Source organism: Pseudomonas sp. GXZC (assembly GCF_026967615.1).
GTDB lineage: Bacteria > Pseudomonadota > Gammaproteobacteria > Pseudomonadales > Pseudomonadaceae > Aquipseudomonas > Aquipseudomonas azotoformans_A.
The window spans coordinates 1035750-1053585 of sequence record NZ_CP114115.1 but is presented as its reverse complement, the minus strand read 5'-3'; the positions used below and the strand labels follow the sequence as shown (position 1 = coordinate 1053585).

Below are 17836 nucleotides of genomic sequence, written 5' to 3'. Positions count from 1 at the left end.
GCGCCTGCACCTAGAACGAAGAAGGCTCATCTATAACTGAGCCTTCTTCGTTCCACGGAGCTAAGCTGGCTTCATTTCTTGTTGTTTCATTTGAGCTTCGGGGAAGTTAAGGTGAAACCAAGTGAAGTTCTGATCCGTAACTTCCACTCTTGCCGAACCCTGATGCAAAATCATGATTGACTGAACGATAGCTAGGCCAAGACCGGTGCCACCCTCGCTTCGTGCTCGACTTTTGTCCACCCGGTAAAATCGCTCGAACAAATGCGCGTGGTGTTCCTTGGCGATCCCACGTCCCGGATTGCCAACACTCAATGTGGCGCCGTCAGCACCGCGTTGAACCTTCACGTAAACCGTCCGGCCACGAGGGCAGTAGCGGATCGCGTTCGAGACCAGGTTCGAGACGGCTCGCTGAATCATTATCTGATTACCATGCACTACGTCTCCACTTCCTGCGATCTGGAGCTGTATCTCACCTTCTTCGGCCGTAATGCTGAACAGATCGCAGACCCGCTGAGTTTCGTCGATTAGAGATACGCTTTCGAACTCTACCATTGACGCTGGGTGGCTGACTTGGGCTAGGAATAGCATGTCGGAAACCATCCGGCTCATGCGATGCAGCTCTTCTGTGCACGACTCTAGGACCTCTCTATACTCAGGGAGGGATCGTTCCCGGGTTAACGCGACCTGAGCTTTACCCATCAGGTTAGATAGTGGTGCCCGCAGTTCGTGAGCAAGGTCGTCAGAGAACTGCGAAAGCTGCTGAACTCCGTCGTCTAAACGCATCAGCATGATGTTAATTCCATCGGCGAGATTCTTAAGTTCTGCCGGCATCCCCTTTGTTGGAAGGCGATGCTCAAGGCTCTCGGTGGAAATCCTTGAGGCGACCTTCAGGAACTTGGTGAGGGGGAGCAGTCCTCTGCGTACAGTCCACCACCCAATTGCCAAGATCAGCATCAGAATAAGAGGCGACACCATTAATGCCCAGGTGAGCAACGCATCAAGAAGGGCATGGTTAGATGACTGGTCCATGGTCATGAATACACTAACTTCGGTTCCATCGCCTAAGCGCATGACTCGTGAGGCGCTCATTAGCGGGCGGCCCGTCGAGTCGCGCCACTCTCGCTGCTCCGCCTGTTCGGTAGGCTGGAATTTGTGCACTTCCATGTTGACTTGCTTCGAGCCTATCGAGAGCAATGGAGTTAGAGTTTGTGTCGATTCGAAGATGCTGACGTAAAGATTGTTATGCCCCATGACCAAGTCAACAAGCTGGTGGGCGTCTGCATTTACACCAGAAATAGCAGTGATTGCGGAAAGGTTGTGAGCCATGCCTACCATTTTCACTTCGAGGTCGGTTCGGGCGTTTCTCTCAAGAGCTTGGCTCACCATCAGATAAGCGAAGGTGGCGAAAAGAAGCAGCAACGCCGCACTCATCAGTCCAACTTTGAATCCCACCTTCACAGCGAGGCTGAAAGGCCTCATGTACGCTCCTCCAACACGTATCCGACGCCTCGAAGTGTGTGTATGAGCTTGGTCTCAAATGGATCATCAATTTTTGAGCGCAATCTCCGGATGGCGACATCAATAACGTTAGTATCGCAGTCAAAATTTACGTCCCAGACCAACGAGATTATTTGCGAACGGGCAAGCGCTTCGCCTGTTCTGCTCATTAGTAAGTGCAGGAGAGCAAATTCCTTCGTGGTGAGATCAATGCGTGTCGCTCCTCGGCATACTCTGTGGCGCAAGGAATCCAATTCCAAATCCGCTACTATAAGTGTGCTCTTCTCGACAAGCTCATCGCCACGCCTTTGCAGTGACCGGATGCGAGCAAGCAATTCGGGGAACTCAAAGGGCTTGACGAGATAATCATCTGCACCACCATCCAACCCCCTGAGCTTGTCATTAATGCGTCCGCGGGCAGTCAGCATGATGATGCGAACCCGGCTAGTTTTTCTGATAGTTTCCAAAAGGTCCCAACCATCGATGCCAGGGAGGTTCACATCTAGGAGTACGAGCGAATAAACAATAGTATTGAACAAGTGAAGAGCATCAACACCATTGTGTACAATGTCTACGACGTACCCGCTTTCGGATAGACCCTGCTGAATATATTCTGCGGTTTTAATCTCGTCTTCCACAACTAGTACGCGCATAACTTATCTCAAGGTGTGAGTAAGGAGTAGGCCGAGTTCTCCCTGATCGTGATTTAAGGCCAGTTTAAAGTTTCTCTGCGTGCTTGGCATGTGGTGATTTCTACCTATATCAATACGCCGTGATCAACTCAGGATGCTCGAATATTAACGCGAAATAGTGGGCCTTGGCGAAAAATTACAAATTTTTAATTTGATCGCAAGGCCACTGAAAGTTTTGGCGATTTAAATTATTGGTGTAGCATAGCTTTGATGAACGAGGTAGTTGAGCACCGCCACGACTGGCGGATGCACCAGACTATTCTGCTCGAGAGCCGCTGAATATTTTTTCGGTCAGCTCCATTGTGATTTGGCATCAATCGATCGGAGTAAAAATTATATTCCTGGTTAACGTGCCAATATTTTAGTTTTGTAATATTTAGCTGGTGGTATTGTTACTAACGTAACGTGACAATAAAATAATCTTTACTTGGCCTGTCTCTCGATGCTAAGTAATAAACCAAAATTAATCTAAATTTTTGGTGCTGACGCCTTCAATATTAACCCTACGGCTTAAGTTTTCTAGGTTAGCTAGTGTGAAGGAATTGGAGTGTCCTTATGGAAGTCCGTACTCTCCATTTGAATTGTGCAATGGTGAATGTCGAACGCATGACTTACCGCATTGATTACATCTGCTAGCGCAGCATCTCGATCTACTAAGTCGCGAACTACAACGTGCGACGTCAGTACGTTCCGACCGCTACTTACAGCCCAAACATGTAGATCATGAACGTCTGTGACACCATCGACACGTAGAATCGTCGACTCGATCTCCTTAATGTTGAGGCCGCCAGGAACCCCTTCCATAAGGATTCCCAAACTCTCGCGCATTAGCTGCCAAGTGCGCGGCAGCACCCATACTCCGATCGCTACGGCGACGACCGTATCGATCCAACTCCAACCCGTAAACCGGATTACAAGTGCGGCAACTATCACGCCCAACGACCCAAGCATGTCGCTCCAAACTTCGAGATAGGCTCCCTTGACATTCAGACTTTCATTACTGGCTGAGGAGAGCAAGCGCATCGATATCAGATTTACAACAAGGCCCCCAATAGCGATCCACATCATCGCGCCGGTTGAGATCTCAGACGGTATTAGGAAGCGTTGATAAGCTTCGTACAAGATGTAAATAGCCACCATGAAGAGCAATAGGGCGTTGAATGTGGATGCTAAAATTTCCAGGCGAGCATAGCCAAAAGTTCGTTTCTGATCTGCTGGCCGCTTGGCTATTTGAAGCGCAATCAACGAAATCATCAGGGCGGCAGTATCTGTAAGCATATGCGACGCGTCGGACAGCAATGCTAAGCTGCCAGTAACCAATGCTCCGATCACTTCAGCAATCATGAAGCTGCCTGTCAAGACCAGTGCCATGACTAGCTTTTTCTGGTGACCTTCACTTAGCGCTGCAGCGCCATGAGAGTGATTAGATGCCACATACTTCTCCTTCCGTAACGTAAAGGACGCACACTTGCCCTGCTATGGAGCTACGTGTTTCCTAAATATAGCTTAATTAAGTATCTTGTTCGCCGACTTTTAGAAAAAATCATATTTTGGTCAGATATAGGATAAAATAACGACTTTACGAATGCTGAGTTTTTAGCGCCATGCTAAACGGTGGCTACGTTTCAAGTGGTAGATTGGTACTGATTTTGATCATAAGGTGACTCAGACGAAATCAAAAGGTCTAGGCCGGATTCTGTCGGGATTGTAATTACGCGGCCATCGTATCGATATGAGTGAGTGGCTAGGTCGCCGTAGGGACGGCAGTTACCTGCCGCCCCCCGCTCAGATCCGTACGTGCGGAACTACCGCATACGGCTCATGCCTTTTGTACGTGACGCGAAGCGATCCTCAGGGTAAGGATGTGCATTCTTTGGGTCTGGCATATAATGGTTGGCCAACAACCCAAAGCGATACCATTGCAGCCGATTTCGCTGGCTGCGCTGCCCCAGAGCTTGACGCCAATATCGGCATATGGCTTTCCTGAAGCCACTCAATCACTTTAAGTTTCCTGGCACGGCATGGTAATTGAAGTAACCACACCCAACCCGTCCCTGTATTTCTGTTTGCCAGCTGAACAGCGAACTGTGCGTTAGCTGCGGTCGCACCAGGGAAGACATCAGAAAATGGAAACGAATGAAGCGTCCAGAAAAAATGGCCGCTGTACAACGCGCGGCCCTGCGTCTGAAGAGTCTTCAAAAAAAGAACTCTTAAGCCATCGTCATTTACGTTTTCTACTATTTCAGCTGAGACAGATGTCCTGATTCGGGAAGGCAAGCTGAGGGGGGAACGCTATCTCCGAACTTAACACTATCGCGATCAGCTGCGCAGCGCTTGTCAGCATGAGGAGGATGGCGTCATCTCAAATTGTTATTGAGGACTGCGGTTCGGGGTTATCTGATTAGGCACAAGCATGCCTTTACGACGGCTGTTGATCGTCTTTAGCCATGGCTTGAGAATGAAATCGAAGGAGCATGTCCCGCTGCATGGTCATGAACGCTGACCATGCTGTGAGGGAGGGATGGGGTGGGATTAGTTTTGAGGGTACTCAGCAATGACCTGATCTGTGCCAGCTTTGGTCAGGCCGATTATCTGGTAGGTCTCATGCACTCCGTCGACTTCCATTCCTGGAGAACCAGGTGGCATGCCAGGAGCAGCGATCCCGAGAAGGTCGTCGCGTTTACTCATCGCAATTATTTGCTCAGCTGGCACGTGGCCTTCAACAAACTTCCCGTTGATCATCGCGGTGTGACAAGACGAGAGTCGTGGAGCGACACCCAGATCTTGTTTGAGAGCACTCATGTTGGTTTCTTCATGATCGATGACGGTGAAGCCATTGGCCTCAAGATGCTGAATCCATTTTTTGCAACATCCGCAGTTTGCATCACGATGCACATTGATGGTGAGGGCCTGCGCCGCTTGAGCCGTTGAGCCAATGAACAGCGCGGCGAATGTTGCGATACGCAGAAATCGACTTGAAAGTCGGAAGCTACCTGTCATGAATATTTCCTTGTCCCTCGGAGACGGCGAGATGTTCCATGAAGCAATAGAACCCCACTCAAGCGTTTATGCCGCTGCAAAGGTTACATTGAAGGATCTACTTTAGAGTCGGGGAGCCAACTCCCCGATCATTTGAATCCGTAGGGCTAGTGCTCAAATCGCTCAGAACCACATCCGAATACCAGCTACAAATCGGGCCTCGTCTGTTTTTTCCCCTTCATCGCTGGCCAGGTCAGCCGTTTTACCGTATGAGCGATTCCAGCTAACACCAATGTAGGGTGCGAATTGACGAGTAATTTCGTAGCGCAACCGCAGGCCTAGTTCGGTGTTGGCCAATCCAGATCCTATGCCGCGCTGAGGATCATTTTTCCCGTACAAGTTTACTTCGGCGGTCGGCTGCAAGATCAGGCGATTGGTCAACAGGATGTCGTAATCGCCTTCAAATCGAGCAGCGGTTTGACCGTTCTCACCAATATAAGCAGTCGCTTCAGCTTCAAAGTTATAGAGGGCCATGCCCTGAATACCGAGCGCTCCCCAGGTTTGAGGTGACCCGGGTTTGAAATCTTGTCGAATGCCGGTGACGACATCCCACCATGGACCGATGGCGTGTCCCCACAGAGCCTGAAGTTCAGCGTTTTCGGTTACGCCATTTGTACGTTCACCTTCCGAACGCAACCAGAGGCGGTCGACGTCACCGCCGATCCACCCTTTTGCATCCCAAGCCAGCGCACTGCCGTTGTCAGCGTCTTGGTACTCAAATTTATCCAGGAGGATGAACGAGTTAATTTTTTTATCGTGCACACCATGGCCTGGTACGTCTGGAAAAGCGGCGGCCCGGTCAGCGTCGGTAAGTACGGGGATCGGGGTTCGGCTTGTGGTAGTCGCCCCTCCATCCATGCTTTGCATACCGTCCATTTGCCCGTTATCCATGCTCATCTTGCTGTGATCCATCGCCCCCATCTTGCTATGGTCCATGGCTCCCATTGAGCCGTGGTCCATCTTGGAGTGATCCATCGCGGCATCTATCGCTTTGGCTGGTTTGGATTTTTGTGCAGTTGAAGGCTTTGCGTCCGCACTTGATGGCATCGCCATCGACGGATCCATCTCTTCAGCGGCTTGAGCCATAAAAAAGAATGCTGGACCGGTGGAGACTGCAAGTGCCATCAACGTTGGGCGTAAAAACTTACTGGTCATGATCTCAATCTGCCTTTTTGGTTTTTTGGTCATGATCCATCGACTCATGGCTCATCTTGCTATGGTCCATTGACCCGTGATCTAGCTTCGAATCGTTTGCCGCTGCTGGCTTGTCCGCTGCTGTAGCAGGAACAGTGGTTGAATGATCGCTGCCATTTTCCTCTGCCAGCACCGTGGACGAGAGTCCACTCAGCAGGACAGCGGCAAAGAGGCAACCCACGAGGGAATTACGATTTAGGTATGTGCTCACAGATCGTCTCCTTTACTCATCAACCCGTACTTCACGGAACATGCCCATTTCCATATGGAAAAGCAGGTGGCAGTGATATGCCCAGCGGCCTAAGGCATCAGCGGTGACTCGATAGCTGCGTTTGGTACCTGGTGGCATATCAATCGTGTGCTTGCGCACCATGAACTTGCCGTTCTCATCCTCGAGGTCACTCCACATGCCGTGAAGGTGGATGGGGTGGGTCATCATGGTGTCGTTCACCAAGGTGATGCGCAGACGCTCGCCATACTTCAGGCGCAGCGGTTCGGCGTCAGAGAATTTGATGCCGTTGAACGACCACGAAAACTTCTCCATGTGACCGGTCAGGTGAAGCTCGATGGTGCGATTTGGCTCGCGGCCGTCAGGATCTTGGAAAGTGCTTTTCAAGTCGGAGTAAGTGAGCACTCGACGACCATTGTTCCGCAAGCCTATGCCAGGATCGTTCAGCTTTGGCGTTGGACTCATGGCTTGCATGTCAACCAAGGGATTGTTGGTTTCAGAGGCTGGATGAGTCTGCATTTCTCCACCCATACCGCCCATACCGCCCATGCCAGCCATCCCTGACATATCGCCACTGCCCATTCCTGCCATCTTGCTGTGGTCCATGCCAGCCATGTTAGTCATGTCACCGCTGTCCATGCCGGTCATCCCGGTCATGTCACCTTGGTTCATCCCTGCCATCTTGCTGTGATCCATGCCGGCCATGTCGCCGCCGCCCATTCCACCCGAGCTGCCATGGTCCATACCAGACATACCACCCATCCCCATGTCATCCATAGTTACTATAGGACGTGGGTCAATTGCAGGTATCAGTGCCTTAAGGCCTTCACGCACTGCAAGTGTTCCGCTAGCGTAACCTGTGCGATCCATAGACTGAGCGAAGATGGTGTAAGCCTCATCAGTAGCAGTCTCCACAATAACGTCATATGTTTCAGCTACCGCAATACGAAACTCGTCGACGCTCACCGGCTTGACATGTTGACCGTCTGCGGCAACCACGGTCATCTTCAACCCAGGAATGCGGACGTCGAAATAGCTCATGGCCGAGCCGTTGATAAAGCGCAGACGGAGTTTCTCGCCCGGTTTGAAAATACCAGTCCAGTTACCGTTGGGTGCCTGGCCATTCATGAGATAGGTATAGGTATCCGCGCTGACATCGCCGAGGTCAGTAGGACTCATGTTCATCTCAGCCCACATCTTTCGATCTGCTACCGTCGAAGACCAACCTTTGCTGCTGACATCGTCTATGAAGTCTCCGACGGTGCGCTTGTGATGGTTGTAATAGCCCGATTGTTTCTTGAGCTTCGCCATAACGCGACTGGGATCTTCGTCGGTCCAGTCAGTCAACATCACCACGTAGTCGCGATCGTATTGAAACGGTTCAGGTTCTTTCGAATCGATGACGATTGGACCGTAAACGCCTGCCTGCTCCTGCAAACCCGAGTGGCTGTGATACCAGTAGGTTCCGTTCTGATGAAGCTTGAATTTATATTCGTACATGCCATCGGGTGCGATGCCATGGAAGCTCAAGCCAGGCACACCGTCCATGTTGGCGGGTAAGATGATCCCGTGCCAATGGATTGATGTGTCTTGGTCTAGACGGTTTTTTACACGCAGAGTGACGGTCTCCCCCTCACGCCAACGCAGCAACGGTCCGGGCAATGATCCGTTGATGGTCATAGCTGTGCGAGGCGAGCCTGTGATGTTTACAGGGCTTTCACCAATAAACAGATCAAATTCGTTACCGGAGAGTACGCTCGGCATACCAGGACTTGTCACCGCCCATACAGGAGTGCGCCAAAGGCCAAGGCCGCCGAGAATGCCACCAGCGGCCAAGCCTTTCACGAATGTCCGCCTAGAGGTTTTGGAGTGCATGCCGTTATGTCCAATCAGTCAAAAGGGAAGCCGCGCGAAACAACAAATGAATTGTCTGGATGAGACTCTCTCACCGTTACAAAAGACGAACTCAAACGGTAAGCGAGCTCAGAAATTGCCACATTTAAACCACCACAGTGATTACATTTCTGTCAGCTTGTGAGCGTAGCTCAAATATTTAGCAATTTTTGTGGTCCATCGCCCTGGCTTTGCTTTCCGCGATAGGAGGCTGGGAATTTTTCGTTTGGGCTACTTGGTACGATTCCATCGAGTTACTCCTGGCCGCTTCCATACGTTCGAAAGTGCGGTCACCTCCGCCCTCAGCCATAGCAAAAGAAGATACGGTCAGAGCAGCGATGACGAACAAGGTTTTGATAGGGTTCATTTGGGTTTCCTCTGATAGATGGTAGCCCCTGAATCCACAACAAAGTTGTTGATGCTTAGGGAAGAGCTTAAGGCTCAATAGGACTATAAGACTGATTCCCTGTCAGGCAGCTTAGGCCAATATTACAGTTGTGTCAGGTTCCGATATTTCTCTTGAGCTGCGATGTACTTAATCCGTATGGTCTATCCATTGTCGGAATTCGCTGAAATCAAGCTCCTAAAATTTAGCCGTTCGGTGTTCTGTGCTTTCGGTCACTTTCACAGGGCTTGACGTTTTTTGAATTTGCACCGGAGTTATAAGCCGACTCAGACGCACCACATTCAACACATAAGTGTTTGATATAGGTAAAAATGGGAAATAGTAGCGTGACGGAAGGTGGCCGCTTGTGAGCATTAATTTTGAAAAAGCGCTGGGCTCCGCAGAAAGAGCGTTAGTTTATCGCAGCCAAAGAACTGAGGTACTTAGCAATAATATCGCTAACGCTGATACTCCTAACTTTAAGGCTAGAGATTTGGAGTTTTCTGCTGTGCTCGCCAGCCAGACAAAACGAGGCTTGGATTCTCCGTTCTCTTTGAAAACAACAAACCTAAAACATATTGCCGCAAACGAATTAGCAAGTGATGGTCAAGGTGATGGTTTGTTTTACAGCACGCCTTACCAACCGTCACTTGATCAAAATACTGTGGATGCACAGCTTGAAGTGGCAAAGTTTACTGATAACGAAATTCATTTTGAAAGCGCTTTTAATAGATTGAACGGAGCATTTAAGGGGCTGCTTAAAGCTCTGCGAGGTGATTAGTAAAATTTACCCAACAATGAAATCAGCGCCTTAAGCGCTGATTTGCGATGGGAAACCGAGTGATTCGACAGCTTTACGAACTTGCTCTGGGTTTTCGCTACTTTCAACTTTTACCTTACCTGCCGCGCGATCCACGGAAACTTTAGCCTCGCTGTCCAACGACTGAATCGCTTTAGTGATTTTGCTGACGCAGCTACCGCAACCAATGCCTGATACGTTTAAGACGAACATGGTTATTCCTCTTGTGCTGAGCGGTCTCTTTTCACCGCGATTACAGCATCAACGTTGACACCGCGGTAAGGTCAAGAGTTATGTTTTGTGGGGTGCGAGCAACGGTTGCGCTCAAGCTATATGGGTATTCCTCAGTCTCAAAGCATTGAAAACTACTGACGCAGAACTGACGCTCATGGCTAACGCAGCGATCATTGGCGACAGAAGGTGCCCCGTCAGCGGATAGAGTAGGCCTGCGGCCAAGGGAATACCCATTGAGTTGTAAAGGAAGGCGAAACCCAAGTTTTGCCGCATGTTTTTTACTGTCGCAACCGAAAGTGCCCGTGCCCGTAAAATCCCCATCAGGTCGCCTTTTACCAGCGTGAGCTGAGCGCTATTCATCGCGACATCAGTCCCTGTACCCATGGCAATGCCCACATCTGCACGCGCCAAGGCCGGTGCGTCGTTGATACCGTCGCCGGCCATGGCAACCTTTCGACCGTATCGCTGGAGGTCCGCCACCAGGCGCTCTTTGTCCTGAGGTTTGACTTCTCCATGAACCTCTTCAATACCCATCTCCTTGGCGACAGCACGTGCGGTGGTGAGCCCGTCTCCGGTGGCCATGATGATTTTTACATTATCAGCTTTAAGCTTGGTGACTGCTTCTTTGGAGGTCGGTTTTATCGGATCTGAGACCGCCAGTAATCCTGCCAGAACCCCGTCAACTGCTAGATAGATTATGCTGATGCCTTCAAGGCGCAACAACTCTGCACGGTACTTTAAGACCTTGGTGCTTACACCGGCAGCGTCCATCAGCGCTGTGTTGCCCAGCTGTACTTTCTTGCCATCAACAAGGCCACTGACTCCAATCCCAGACCCGGACTCAAACGATTCAGGCTTGGTGAGCGCGATATTTTCAGTTCGGGCGTGATCGACGATGGCGTGCGCCAAAGGATGTTCGCTGCCTTGATCAAGGCTAGCGGCCAGTTGAAGAACATCGTGTGGGTTGAAATCTGGTGTGGCCTCCACACTGTGAAATACCGGCCGTCCCTCTGTCAGGGTCCCCGTTTTATCGACAATCAGCGTGTCGATCTTGCAAAGGTTTTCAATAGCACTGGCGTCCCTGAACAGCACACCCATACTGGCCGCTTTACCCGTCGAAACCATGATCGACATGGGCGTTGCGAGACCAAGTGCACAGGGGCAAGCGATGATAAGTACGGCGACAGCGTTGATCAGGCCGAAGACCCAGCTGGGTTCCGGGCCGAATAGTCCCCAGCCTAAGAATGTCAGCAACGCAATCGCGATAACCCCCATCACAAAGTAGCCGGCGATCGAGTCGGCCATTCTTTGCATTGGCGCTTTGGAGCGTTGGGCTAGAGCAACCATTTGCACTATCTGCGATAGCATGGTGTCGGCGCCGACCTTTTGCGCCTCCATCACCAAGCTCCCGTGAGTATTAAGCGTGGCGCCGATCAAACTATCCCCTGGTCTTTTCATTACCGGCACAGGTTCACCAGTGAGCATGGACTCATCCACCGCACTTTCTCCCTCGAGCACAGAGCCATCAACTGGCACCTTTTCACCAGGTCTGACCCGCAAATGGTCGCCCAAGTGAACATGGGTAAGAGGAATGTCTTCCTCCTGACCATCGGCGTTGATCTTGCGTGCAGTTTTGGGAGATAGGCCTAGAAGGGACTTAATGGCGGCGGAGGTTTGTGACCGTGCTTTGAGCTCAAGAATCTGCCCAAGCAAGGTGAGCGAGATGATGACCGCAGCGGCTTCGAAGTAAACGCCGATGCGTCCATCTTGCATGAAGGTGGTGGGAAAACTTTGGGGAAATAGGGTTGCCGCGACGCTGTAAAGATAGGCTGCGGCAGTCCCCAGCCCAATCAGAGTCCACATGTTTGGACTGCGATTTCTAACAGATGCTATGGCCCTTACAAAAAAGGGCCAACCTGCCCATAAGGTGACCGGCGTCGCCAGAGCGAACTCGATCCAGTTTTGAACCGAGCCGTGGAAGAATTGTAATGAATGACCCGCCATGGCTAGAAGGGTCACTACCACGGTTAAAGGCAGCGACCACCAAAAGCGGCGAGCGAAATCCCGGAGCTCGGTTTTGTCATCGTCATCTAGTGCGGGCATGACCGGTTCTAATGTCATGCCACATTTAGGGCAATTGCCGGGCCCTGGCTGTCTTATTTCCGGGTGCATAGGACAGGTAAATTCAGTGGCTACTTGTAGCACAGGCTCTGTAGCGGAGATGCTGGGTTCAGTGCTGGGATGATTACCACTGTAGTGGTCTGGATCTGCCCGAAATTTCTCTTGGCATTTCTGGCTGCAAAATTGATACATCTGTCCCTGATAAGACTCGCCAAATTTACTTGGAGGCGTAACCGTCATACCGCACACCGGGTCACGTAGATCACCGTCAGGGGGCGAGGCAGCGTGGACGGGACCGTGATCGTGATGGCTCGGTGTAGTGGGCATAGCTATTTTTCGTCCTTGTTGGTTGCTGCCTGATCGCCATGATCATGTCCGCCATGTCCATGCCCAAAAAAATGCATCAATGGACAGATCAACAGGATGAGATAGGGCAAATACGGATAAACGTGGCTGAAATGTTCCCGCACCACGTAGAAGGCACCGATCGCGATGAGCATGATCAGTACAACGCCTGTTTTGCGCCTCCAAAATGGAGGGGTGGTGCTTCCAAACGGATGCTGATGGTTATTCATGATCTAGACCCCAGTGTGAGCGAGTTGCTCTGATCTCTGCCTCAGAGCGTAGTCAACTCTCGCGTCGACGCGGTTTTAGCTGTCAGCTCAGGCTTACTTCAAGTCAAATTGACCGACCATCCCCGACTGGTAATGACCTGGCACGTTGCAGGCAAATTGAAGTCCGGCGCTGTTGTTGAAGGTCCAGATCAACTCCTTGGTTGCTCCTGGCTCGACCAGCACGCTGTTCGGGTCGTTATGTTCCATTCCGACCATCTTCATCCCTCCCATGCTGTGGCCCATGTTGCCCGTCATCTTCCCAGCACCGATGGGTGTAAGCGTTCCATTCTGAAACATGCTCGCCATTTCTTTTTGGTGCGCCGCATGAGCAGCGGCCTGACCGATATTGAACTCGTGCAGCAGCGCCCCTTTGTTGTGAAGTACAAAGCGAACTGTTTCACCGGGCTTTACGTCGATGTTTTTAGTTTTGAAGAAAATATCACCCATCTCCACATCAACCGTGCGAGTAACCTCAGAGGCGACTCCAGGCTGGCCAATATCCTCTTTCCCATGACCTGCGCTGGCCATCGCTGTAGCACCGAAGAGTAGGGTGATTGCCGCAATAACTGGGGTAATAAGCTTATTTTTCATGGTGACCTCGTGGGTTAAGAGCGAATCACTGGCTATGCTAAAGGGGCGGAGCTGCCACTTAACTGACCTGAACACTACATTTCTGTAAGTTTTCAAAAGAAAACGCGGCGCCCGAATGACGCCGTGTTTAGAGGACCGATTCAAAAAAACCAATGAGACCTGGTTGGTCACTGATGGTTTTCAGAAAGCATCAGTTTGTGCTCGCGCTGCATTTGGCTCAAAACGTCATCAATCATAGCATCGTGTTTTTCCATCCAAGCGAGGTGCTGCTGAGGTGACATTGATACGCTTGGGTGATCTTGATGGAGCTGGCTCATGATTTCGCCCAGCATTTTCATATGCTCGGCCATGTGTACATGGCGCTGTCCTTCAGGGGCTTTTTCAGCTTGTACCAAGGTTGCTTCTGCTTTGTCGCGCAGGCTCTCCATACGCTCCGCGATCCGGTCTGCGCCACCTTCAGCCAACGCAGAAGCCGAGACGAGTATGGCGCTCACAAAGAAAAGGACTTTTAGGCGATTCATGGGACAGCTCCTTATGGATTTATTTTCCGGCTCCCCCTAGGTTTCATGCTGAAGAGTCGGTCGAGCACCAGGAAGTACTCATGTTTGAACCCTAGACACCGCTCGCTGACAACTACCTGAAGCCAATATTACTTTTCTGTCAGTTGCTGGTTGGCAGAAGCATTTCGTTGCAGACTCAGCCTCACAATTATTTGAGAGCCACCCCCATGAGACTTCTGGTTGCGGAAGACGAACCAAAAATAGGTATCTATTTGCAGCAAGGACTCACTGAGGCGGGGTTCAATGTTGATCGCTTTACCAATGGCCAAGACGCGCTTCAGCACGCTTTGAGCGAGGCGTATGACCTGCTGATTCTTGATGTGATGATGCCTGGGCTGGATGGCTGGGAAGTACTTCAGAAAGTGCGCGCATCCGGGAAAGATGTTCCGGTGCTCTTCCTCACGGCGCGAGACCGCGTTGAGGACCGAGTAAAAGGGCTTGAACTGGGGGCCGACGATTACCTGATTAAACCCTTTGCCTTTTCAGAGCTGCTGGCACGCGTTCGAACTTTGTTGCGTCGCGGCACTAGTGCGCCCTCACAAACCTATATGAAATTGGCAGATCTGGAGGTGGATCTACTCAAGCGCAGGGTTATTCGAGGAGGCAAGCGCATAGATCTGACAGCCAAAGAGTTTGCGTTACTCGAATTGCTGCTCCGTCGTCGAGGCGAGGTTCTCCCCAAGTCACTTATTGCTTCCCAAGTTTGGGATATGAACTTCGACAGCGATACCAACGTCATCGAGGTCGCGGTCAGGAGGCTCAGAGCTAAGATTGATGATGATTTTGAGGTCAAGCTGATCCACACCTCTCGGGGGATGGGTTACATGTTGGACGCACCGGACTCGGGGTCGGAATGAAGCGAATGTCACTGACTACCCGCATGAGCCTGATGTTCATGCTTGCTGTAACAGCTGTGCTCACCGTCGCCGGACTCAGTTTTAACAACCTCAGCCGGCATCACTTCAAGATGCTGGATCAGCAGGCGCTGAACGAAAAGCTCCACTCAACGCAAAGAATTTTGACTGGGTTGAACAGTATTGAACAGTTCAGTGATGTTAAACCTGAGCTGGAAGCGCTGCTTGGTGCTCACCGTGATTTGACAGCCATTATCATCGATGGGGACGGCAAGCTCCTGTTTGCTGATCCAGGTCCGATCAACGTTCCTGAGGACTTTCGAACGACCTCAAACAACAACGTCTGGGAGTGGCGAGAGCAAGAGCAGATGTTCCGCGGGGTGACGGCACAAGCCATTGTGACGGGACAAGACAAACCATTGACCGTTATGTTGATCTTTGACGTTACTCAACATATGGCCTTCTTCGAGACGCTTGAGCGATGGTTTTGGATAGGGCTGGTGATAAGCGCGCTGGTTAGTGCGGCGCTGGGCTGGATGGTCGCGAGTAGTGGCCTACGGCCTATCCGCCTAGTCACTCAGGTCGCGGCTTCAATGTCAGCTAAATCACTCAAAGAGCGTATTCCGTTAGGTCCCGTTCCTAAAGAGCTCCAGCAGATGGTGTTGTCGTTCAACGCAATGTTATCCAGATTGGACGATGCGTTTGTTCGTTTATCGAACTTCTCTGCGGACATTGCTCACGAATTACGAACGCCGGTCAGTAATTTGATGACTCACACTGAAGTGGTTTTATCTAGAAAAAGGAATATTGAGGACTACGAAGACAATCTGTACTCAAATCTTGATGATTTGAAACGTATGGGCCGGATGATTGATGACATGCTTTTTCTGGCGAAATCAGACAACGGTCTGATTACACATGAAAACAAACCGATAGACCTGGTAGCGGTAGTAGAGAAATTACTCGAATACTACCGCTTGCTTGCTGATGAGCGAGGGATCGACCTCAAAGTCACAGGGAGGGGGAGCGTCCGAGGTGACGTCCTTATGCTCGACAGGGCCATCTCTAATCTGCTCTCAAATGCACTCAGGTACACCCCCGAAGGGGAGTGTATTAGTGTCGATATCCGGCAGAAGGGAACTTCAATATCGGTCTCCGTGGAGAACCCTGGAGAGCCAATCGCGCCTGAGCATCTTGAAAAGTTGTTCGATCGTTTTTATCGCGTGGACCCGGCTCGTAGAGAAGGGAGCCCAAGTAATGCAGGGTTAGGTTTGTCGATCACTCGATCAATTATAGAAGCGCATGACGGCAAGATTTGGTGTACGTCATCAAGCGGAAAAACAGCCTTTCATATTGAACTCCCTTGCGCGGATGAAAAAAAGGCGTAAGGCCCGTTGCTCATATATATCTAGCAGCATGTGGTTAGCTCAAAGGGAACGTTCGTGGATGACGGAAACCTCTTGGCGCGTCGCAAAGGGAGTCACGTATTCGGACCTGTATACGCGCTTATCAGTGTCCAAAGTCTCGCCTCAAGCTGACTGAAATGTAATCGAATAGTTTGCGTTCATGTGGCATCGTGTACTCGCACTGTGACGTTAGAGTTCTTGTGATTTCTTCCTGTCCAGCCCGCCCTAGGACACGGAATCTGCTAGGTATTCGCCAGTGGCTTTAACAACCGTCAAAAAGTTAAAACTAGATATTCCCTAAAAAACCTAGAATCAACAGCTCTTGCTGTGAGGAGTCTTGCATGTCATTCCTTAAAACTACCACCGTAGCTGTTGCGCTGACTGCGGGTTTGCTTCTGAGTGCAGTTGCTCAAGCGCATCCAAAGCTGGTTTCTTCTACTCCCGCTGAAGGGTCGGATGCGGCGGCTCCTTCTAAAATTGAACTGCACTTTTCTGAGAATCTAACGACTCAGTTCTCTGGTGCCAAACTGATCATGACCGATATGCCTGGCATGCCGAACTCCCCTATGGGCGTAAAAGCCGGCGTTGCAGGTGGCAGTGATCCGAAGACGATGGTTATCACGCCCGCATCGCCACTGACCACGGGTACTTATAAAGTCGAATGGCGTGCCGTCTCCTCGGACACTCACCCGATTACCGGTAACTTTTCCTTCAAAGTGAAATGATTCATGAGCGACTCAATAAATATCGCTGTTCGCTTTGCTCTTTATTTCGACCTTATGCTCTTATTTGGACTGGCAATTTTCGGTCTTTATAGCCTGAGGGGTAAAGAAAGAGTATCGGGAGCGGTTTTGAATTTTGAGTCGCTTCTTTACGGTACATCTGTTGTAGGTGTAGCTCTGTCCCTTGCAGCCATGCTGTTGCTCGCGAAAGCAATGAGTGGCGTATCGGGCTTCATGGAGCTACATCACCATATTTTTCAAATGGTTCTCATGGGGACTGACGTCGGTTTGACCTGGATGGTCCGAATAGGGGCGTTGGTGACGGCAATTATTGGCGTTTCCCTGAACAAGCGCTTTCCAACACTGAGTCTTTGGATTGTCACTGTCTGTGGCGCGATTGCGCTAGCGACGCTGGCATGGACGGGACACGGAGCAATGGACGAGGGAAGCCGTCGCTACTGGCACTTTATTAGCGACATCTTCCATCTTTTGGCCGCAGGCGGTTGGTTGGGTGCGCTAGCGGCATTTGCCCTGCTGCTGCGTTTGAATTCACTGAAAGGTGAGCGAGAAGCACGAATTCTTGCTCGGGTACTGACAGGGTTTGAATCGGCCGGCGCGGTGATTGTAGTGATCATCAGCATTACGGGAGTGGCGAACTACCTATTTATCGTTGGGCCAAATCTCGATGAGGTGATGCTCAGCACTTATGGCGAGTTGCTATTTTTGAAGGTCCTGCTATTTGCTGGGATGATCGTATTAGCGACGCTCAACCGTTTTCACCTAAGCCCGCTCTTGGAACGTTCTGTTCGCAATGGTGAATACTCTGTCGCGGTCAATGCTTTGCGTCGCAGCATGACGCTCGAGTTTTCAATGGCAGTCATCATAATTTGTCTTGTCGCATGGTTAGGCACTTTAAGTCCGGAAATGGAAATGAGCGCGGCATAACGGTTGGTGACAGCCAACAAAGGAGTCTTAAGGGTGAATTGTAAGGGCCATTTGCACCGTC

The 17836-nt window shown here is 50.7% G+C and carries 19 protein-coding genes; 6 read left to right on the top strand and 13 right to left on the bottom strand.

The genetic code is table 11. From position 1 onward, the window contains the following. Positions 1–60 precede the first annotated feature (60 nt). The 3 genes from OZ428_RS04925 to OZ428_RS04915 all read right to left on the bottom strand — a co-directional run bounded on the left by OZ428_RS04925 (position 61) and on the right by OZ428_RS04915 (position 3623). Positions 61–1479: a heavy metal sensor histidine kinase gene (locus tag OZ428_RS04925; protein WP_133074744.1), complete on the bottom strand. Its 1419-nt coding sequence runs from the start codon at positions 1477–1479 to the stop codon at positions 61–63. Continuing rightward, positions 1476–2150, bottom strand: coding sequence for a heavy metal response regulator transcription factor (locus tag OZ428_RS04920; protein ID WP_017736210.1), 675 nt, complete (start codon positions 2148–2150; stop codon positions 1476–1478). The genes OZ428_RS04925 and OZ428_RS04920 overlap by 4 nt, the downstream gene beginning before the upstream one ends. Positions 2151–2717: 567 nt before the next feature. Beyond that, entirely contained in the window at positions 2718–3623 is a 906-nt protein-coding gene (locus OZ428_RS04915) for a cation diffusion facilitator family transporter (protein ID WP_133074745.1), read from the bottom strand. Positions 3624–4247: 624 nt separating this feature from the next. Between OZ428_RS04915 and OZ428_RS04910 the strand changes: the two genes are divergently transcribed. Then, entirely contained in the window at positions 4248–4403 is a 156-nt protein-coding gene (locus OZ428_RS04910) for a DUF1289 domain-containing protein (protein WP_133074879.1), read from the top strand. Positions 4404–4721: 318 nt separating this feature from the next. Here OZ428_RS04910 and OZ428_RS04905 read toward each other — a convergent pair whose 3' ends face one another. The 5 genes from OZ428_RS04905 to OZ428_RS04885 all read right to left on the bottom strand — a co-directional run bounded on the left by OZ428_RS04905 (position 4722) and on the right by OZ428_RS04885 (position 8911). Continuing rightward, the gene (locus tag OZ428_RS04905) at positions 4722–5189 is read right to left on the bottom strand and encodes a DUF411 domain-containing protein (protein ID WP_133074746.1); all 468 of its coding nucleotides are present in this window, start codon (positions 5187–5189) and stop codon (positions 4722–4724) included. Between the two features lie 162 nt (positions 5190–5351). Next, complete coding sequence (locus OZ428_RS04900) at positions 5352–6416, bottom strand: copper resistance protein B (protein WP_269132827.1); 1065 nt, start codon at positions 6414–6416, stop codon at positions 5352–5354. After that, the gene (locus OZ428_RS04895; protein ID WP_133074747.1) at positions 6388–6633 is read right to left on the bottom strand and encodes a hypothetical protein; all 246 of its coding nucleotides are present in this window, start codon (positions 6631–6633) and stop codon (positions 6388–6390) included. Before OZ428_RS04895 ends, OZ428_RS04900 begins: the two co-directional genes overlap by 29 nt. 12 nt (positions 6634–6645) lie before the next feature. Next, positions 6646–8526: a copper resistance system multicopper oxidase gene (locus OZ428_RS04890; protein WP_133074748.1), complete on the bottom strand. Its 1881-nt coding sequence runs from the start codon at positions 8524–8526 to the stop codon at positions 6646–6648. 178 nt (positions 8527–8704) lie between these two features. Further along, the gene (locus OZ428_RS04885) at positions 8705–8911 is read right to left on the bottom strand and encodes a co-regulatory protein PtrA N-terminal domain-containing protein (RefSeq protein WP_133074749.1); all 207 of its coding nucleotides are present in this window, start codon (positions 8909–8911) and stop codon (positions 8705–8707) included. Positions 8912–9296: 385 nt separating this feature from the next. On the opposite strand from OZ428_RS04885, the gene flgB reads away from it, so the two are divergent. Next, positions 9297–9710 carry a flagellar basal body rod protein FlgB gene (flgB, locus tag OZ428_RS04880; RefSeq protein WP_133074750.1) on the top strand — a complete coding sequence of 138 codons (414 nt, stop codon included), beginning with the start codon at positions 9297–9299 and terminating at the stop codon, positions 9708–9710. 30 nt (positions 9711–9740) lie between these two features. Here flgB and OZ428_RS04875 read toward each other — a convergent pair whose 3' ends face one another. The 5 genes from OZ428_RS04875 to OZ428_RS04855 all read right to left on the bottom strand — a co-directional run bounded on the left by OZ428_RS04875 (position 9741) and on the right by OZ428_RS04855 (position 13809). Continuing rightward, the gene (locus OZ428_RS04875; protein ID WP_017341643.1) at positions 9741–9941 is read right to left on the bottom strand and encodes a heavy-metal-associated domain-containing protein; all 201 of its coding nucleotides are present in this window, start codon (positions 9939–9941) and stop codon (positions 9741–9743) included. 111 nt (positions 9942–10052) lie between these two features. Beyond that, complete coding sequence (locus OZ428_RS04870) at positions 10053–12410, bottom strand: heavy metal translocating P-type ATPase (RefSeq protein WP_133074751.1); 2358 nt, start codon at positions 12408–12410, stop codon at positions 10053–10055. 2 nt (positions 12411–12412) lie between these two features. Then, entirely contained in the window at positions 12413–12658 is a 246-nt protein-coding gene (locus OZ428_RS04865; RefSeq protein ID WP_026140267.1) for a DUF2933 domain-containing protein, read from the bottom strand. A 93-nt stretch (positions 12659–12751) separates the two neighbouring features. Next, positions 12752–13288, bottom strand: coding sequence for a cupredoxin domain-containing protein (locus OZ428_RS04860; RefSeq protein ID WP_010565107.1), 537 nt, complete (start codon positions 13286–13288; stop codon positions 12752–12754). Positions 13289–13455: 167 nt separating this feature from the next. Continuing rightward, on the bottom strand, positions 13456–13809 hold the full coding sequence (locus OZ428_RS04855) for a co-regulatory protein PtrA N-terminal domain-containing protein (protein ID WP_133074752.1): 354 nt from the start codon (positions 13807–13809) through the stop codon (positions 13456–13458). A 206-nt stretch (positions 13810–14015) separates the two neighbouring features. Between OZ428_RS04855 and OZ428_RS04850 the strand changes: the two genes are divergently transcribed. The 4 genes from OZ428_RS04850 (at position 14016) to copD (ending at position 17775) form a co-directional block, all read left to right on the top strand. Then, entirely contained in the window at positions 14016–14705 is a 690-nt protein-coding gene (locus OZ428_RS04850) for a heavy metal response regulator transcription factor (RefSeq protein WP_034116561.1), read from the top strand. Continuing rightward, positions 14702–16090, top strand: a complete 1389-nt coding sequence (copS, locus tag OZ428_RS04845; protein ID WP_133074753.1) for a copper resistance membrane spanning protein CopS — start codon at positions 14702–14704, stop codon at positions 16088–16090. The genes OZ428_RS04850 and copS overlap by 4 nt, the downstream gene beginning before the upstream one ends. Before the next feature lie 359 nt (positions 16091–16449). Next, a complete protein-coding gene (gene copC / locus OZ428_RS04840) occupies positions 16450–16833 on the top strand; it encodes a copper homeostasis periplasmic binding protein CopC (protein ID WP_010565111.1) in 384 nt (127 codons plus the stop codon). Between the two features lie 3 nt (positions 16834–16836). Next, on the top strand, positions 16837–17775 hold the full coding sequence (gene copD / locus OZ428_RS04835) for a copper homeostasis membrane protein CopD (protein WP_133074754.1): 939 nt from the start codon (positions 16837–16839) through the stop codon (positions 17773–17775). Positions 17776–17836: the final 61 nt, after the last annotated feature.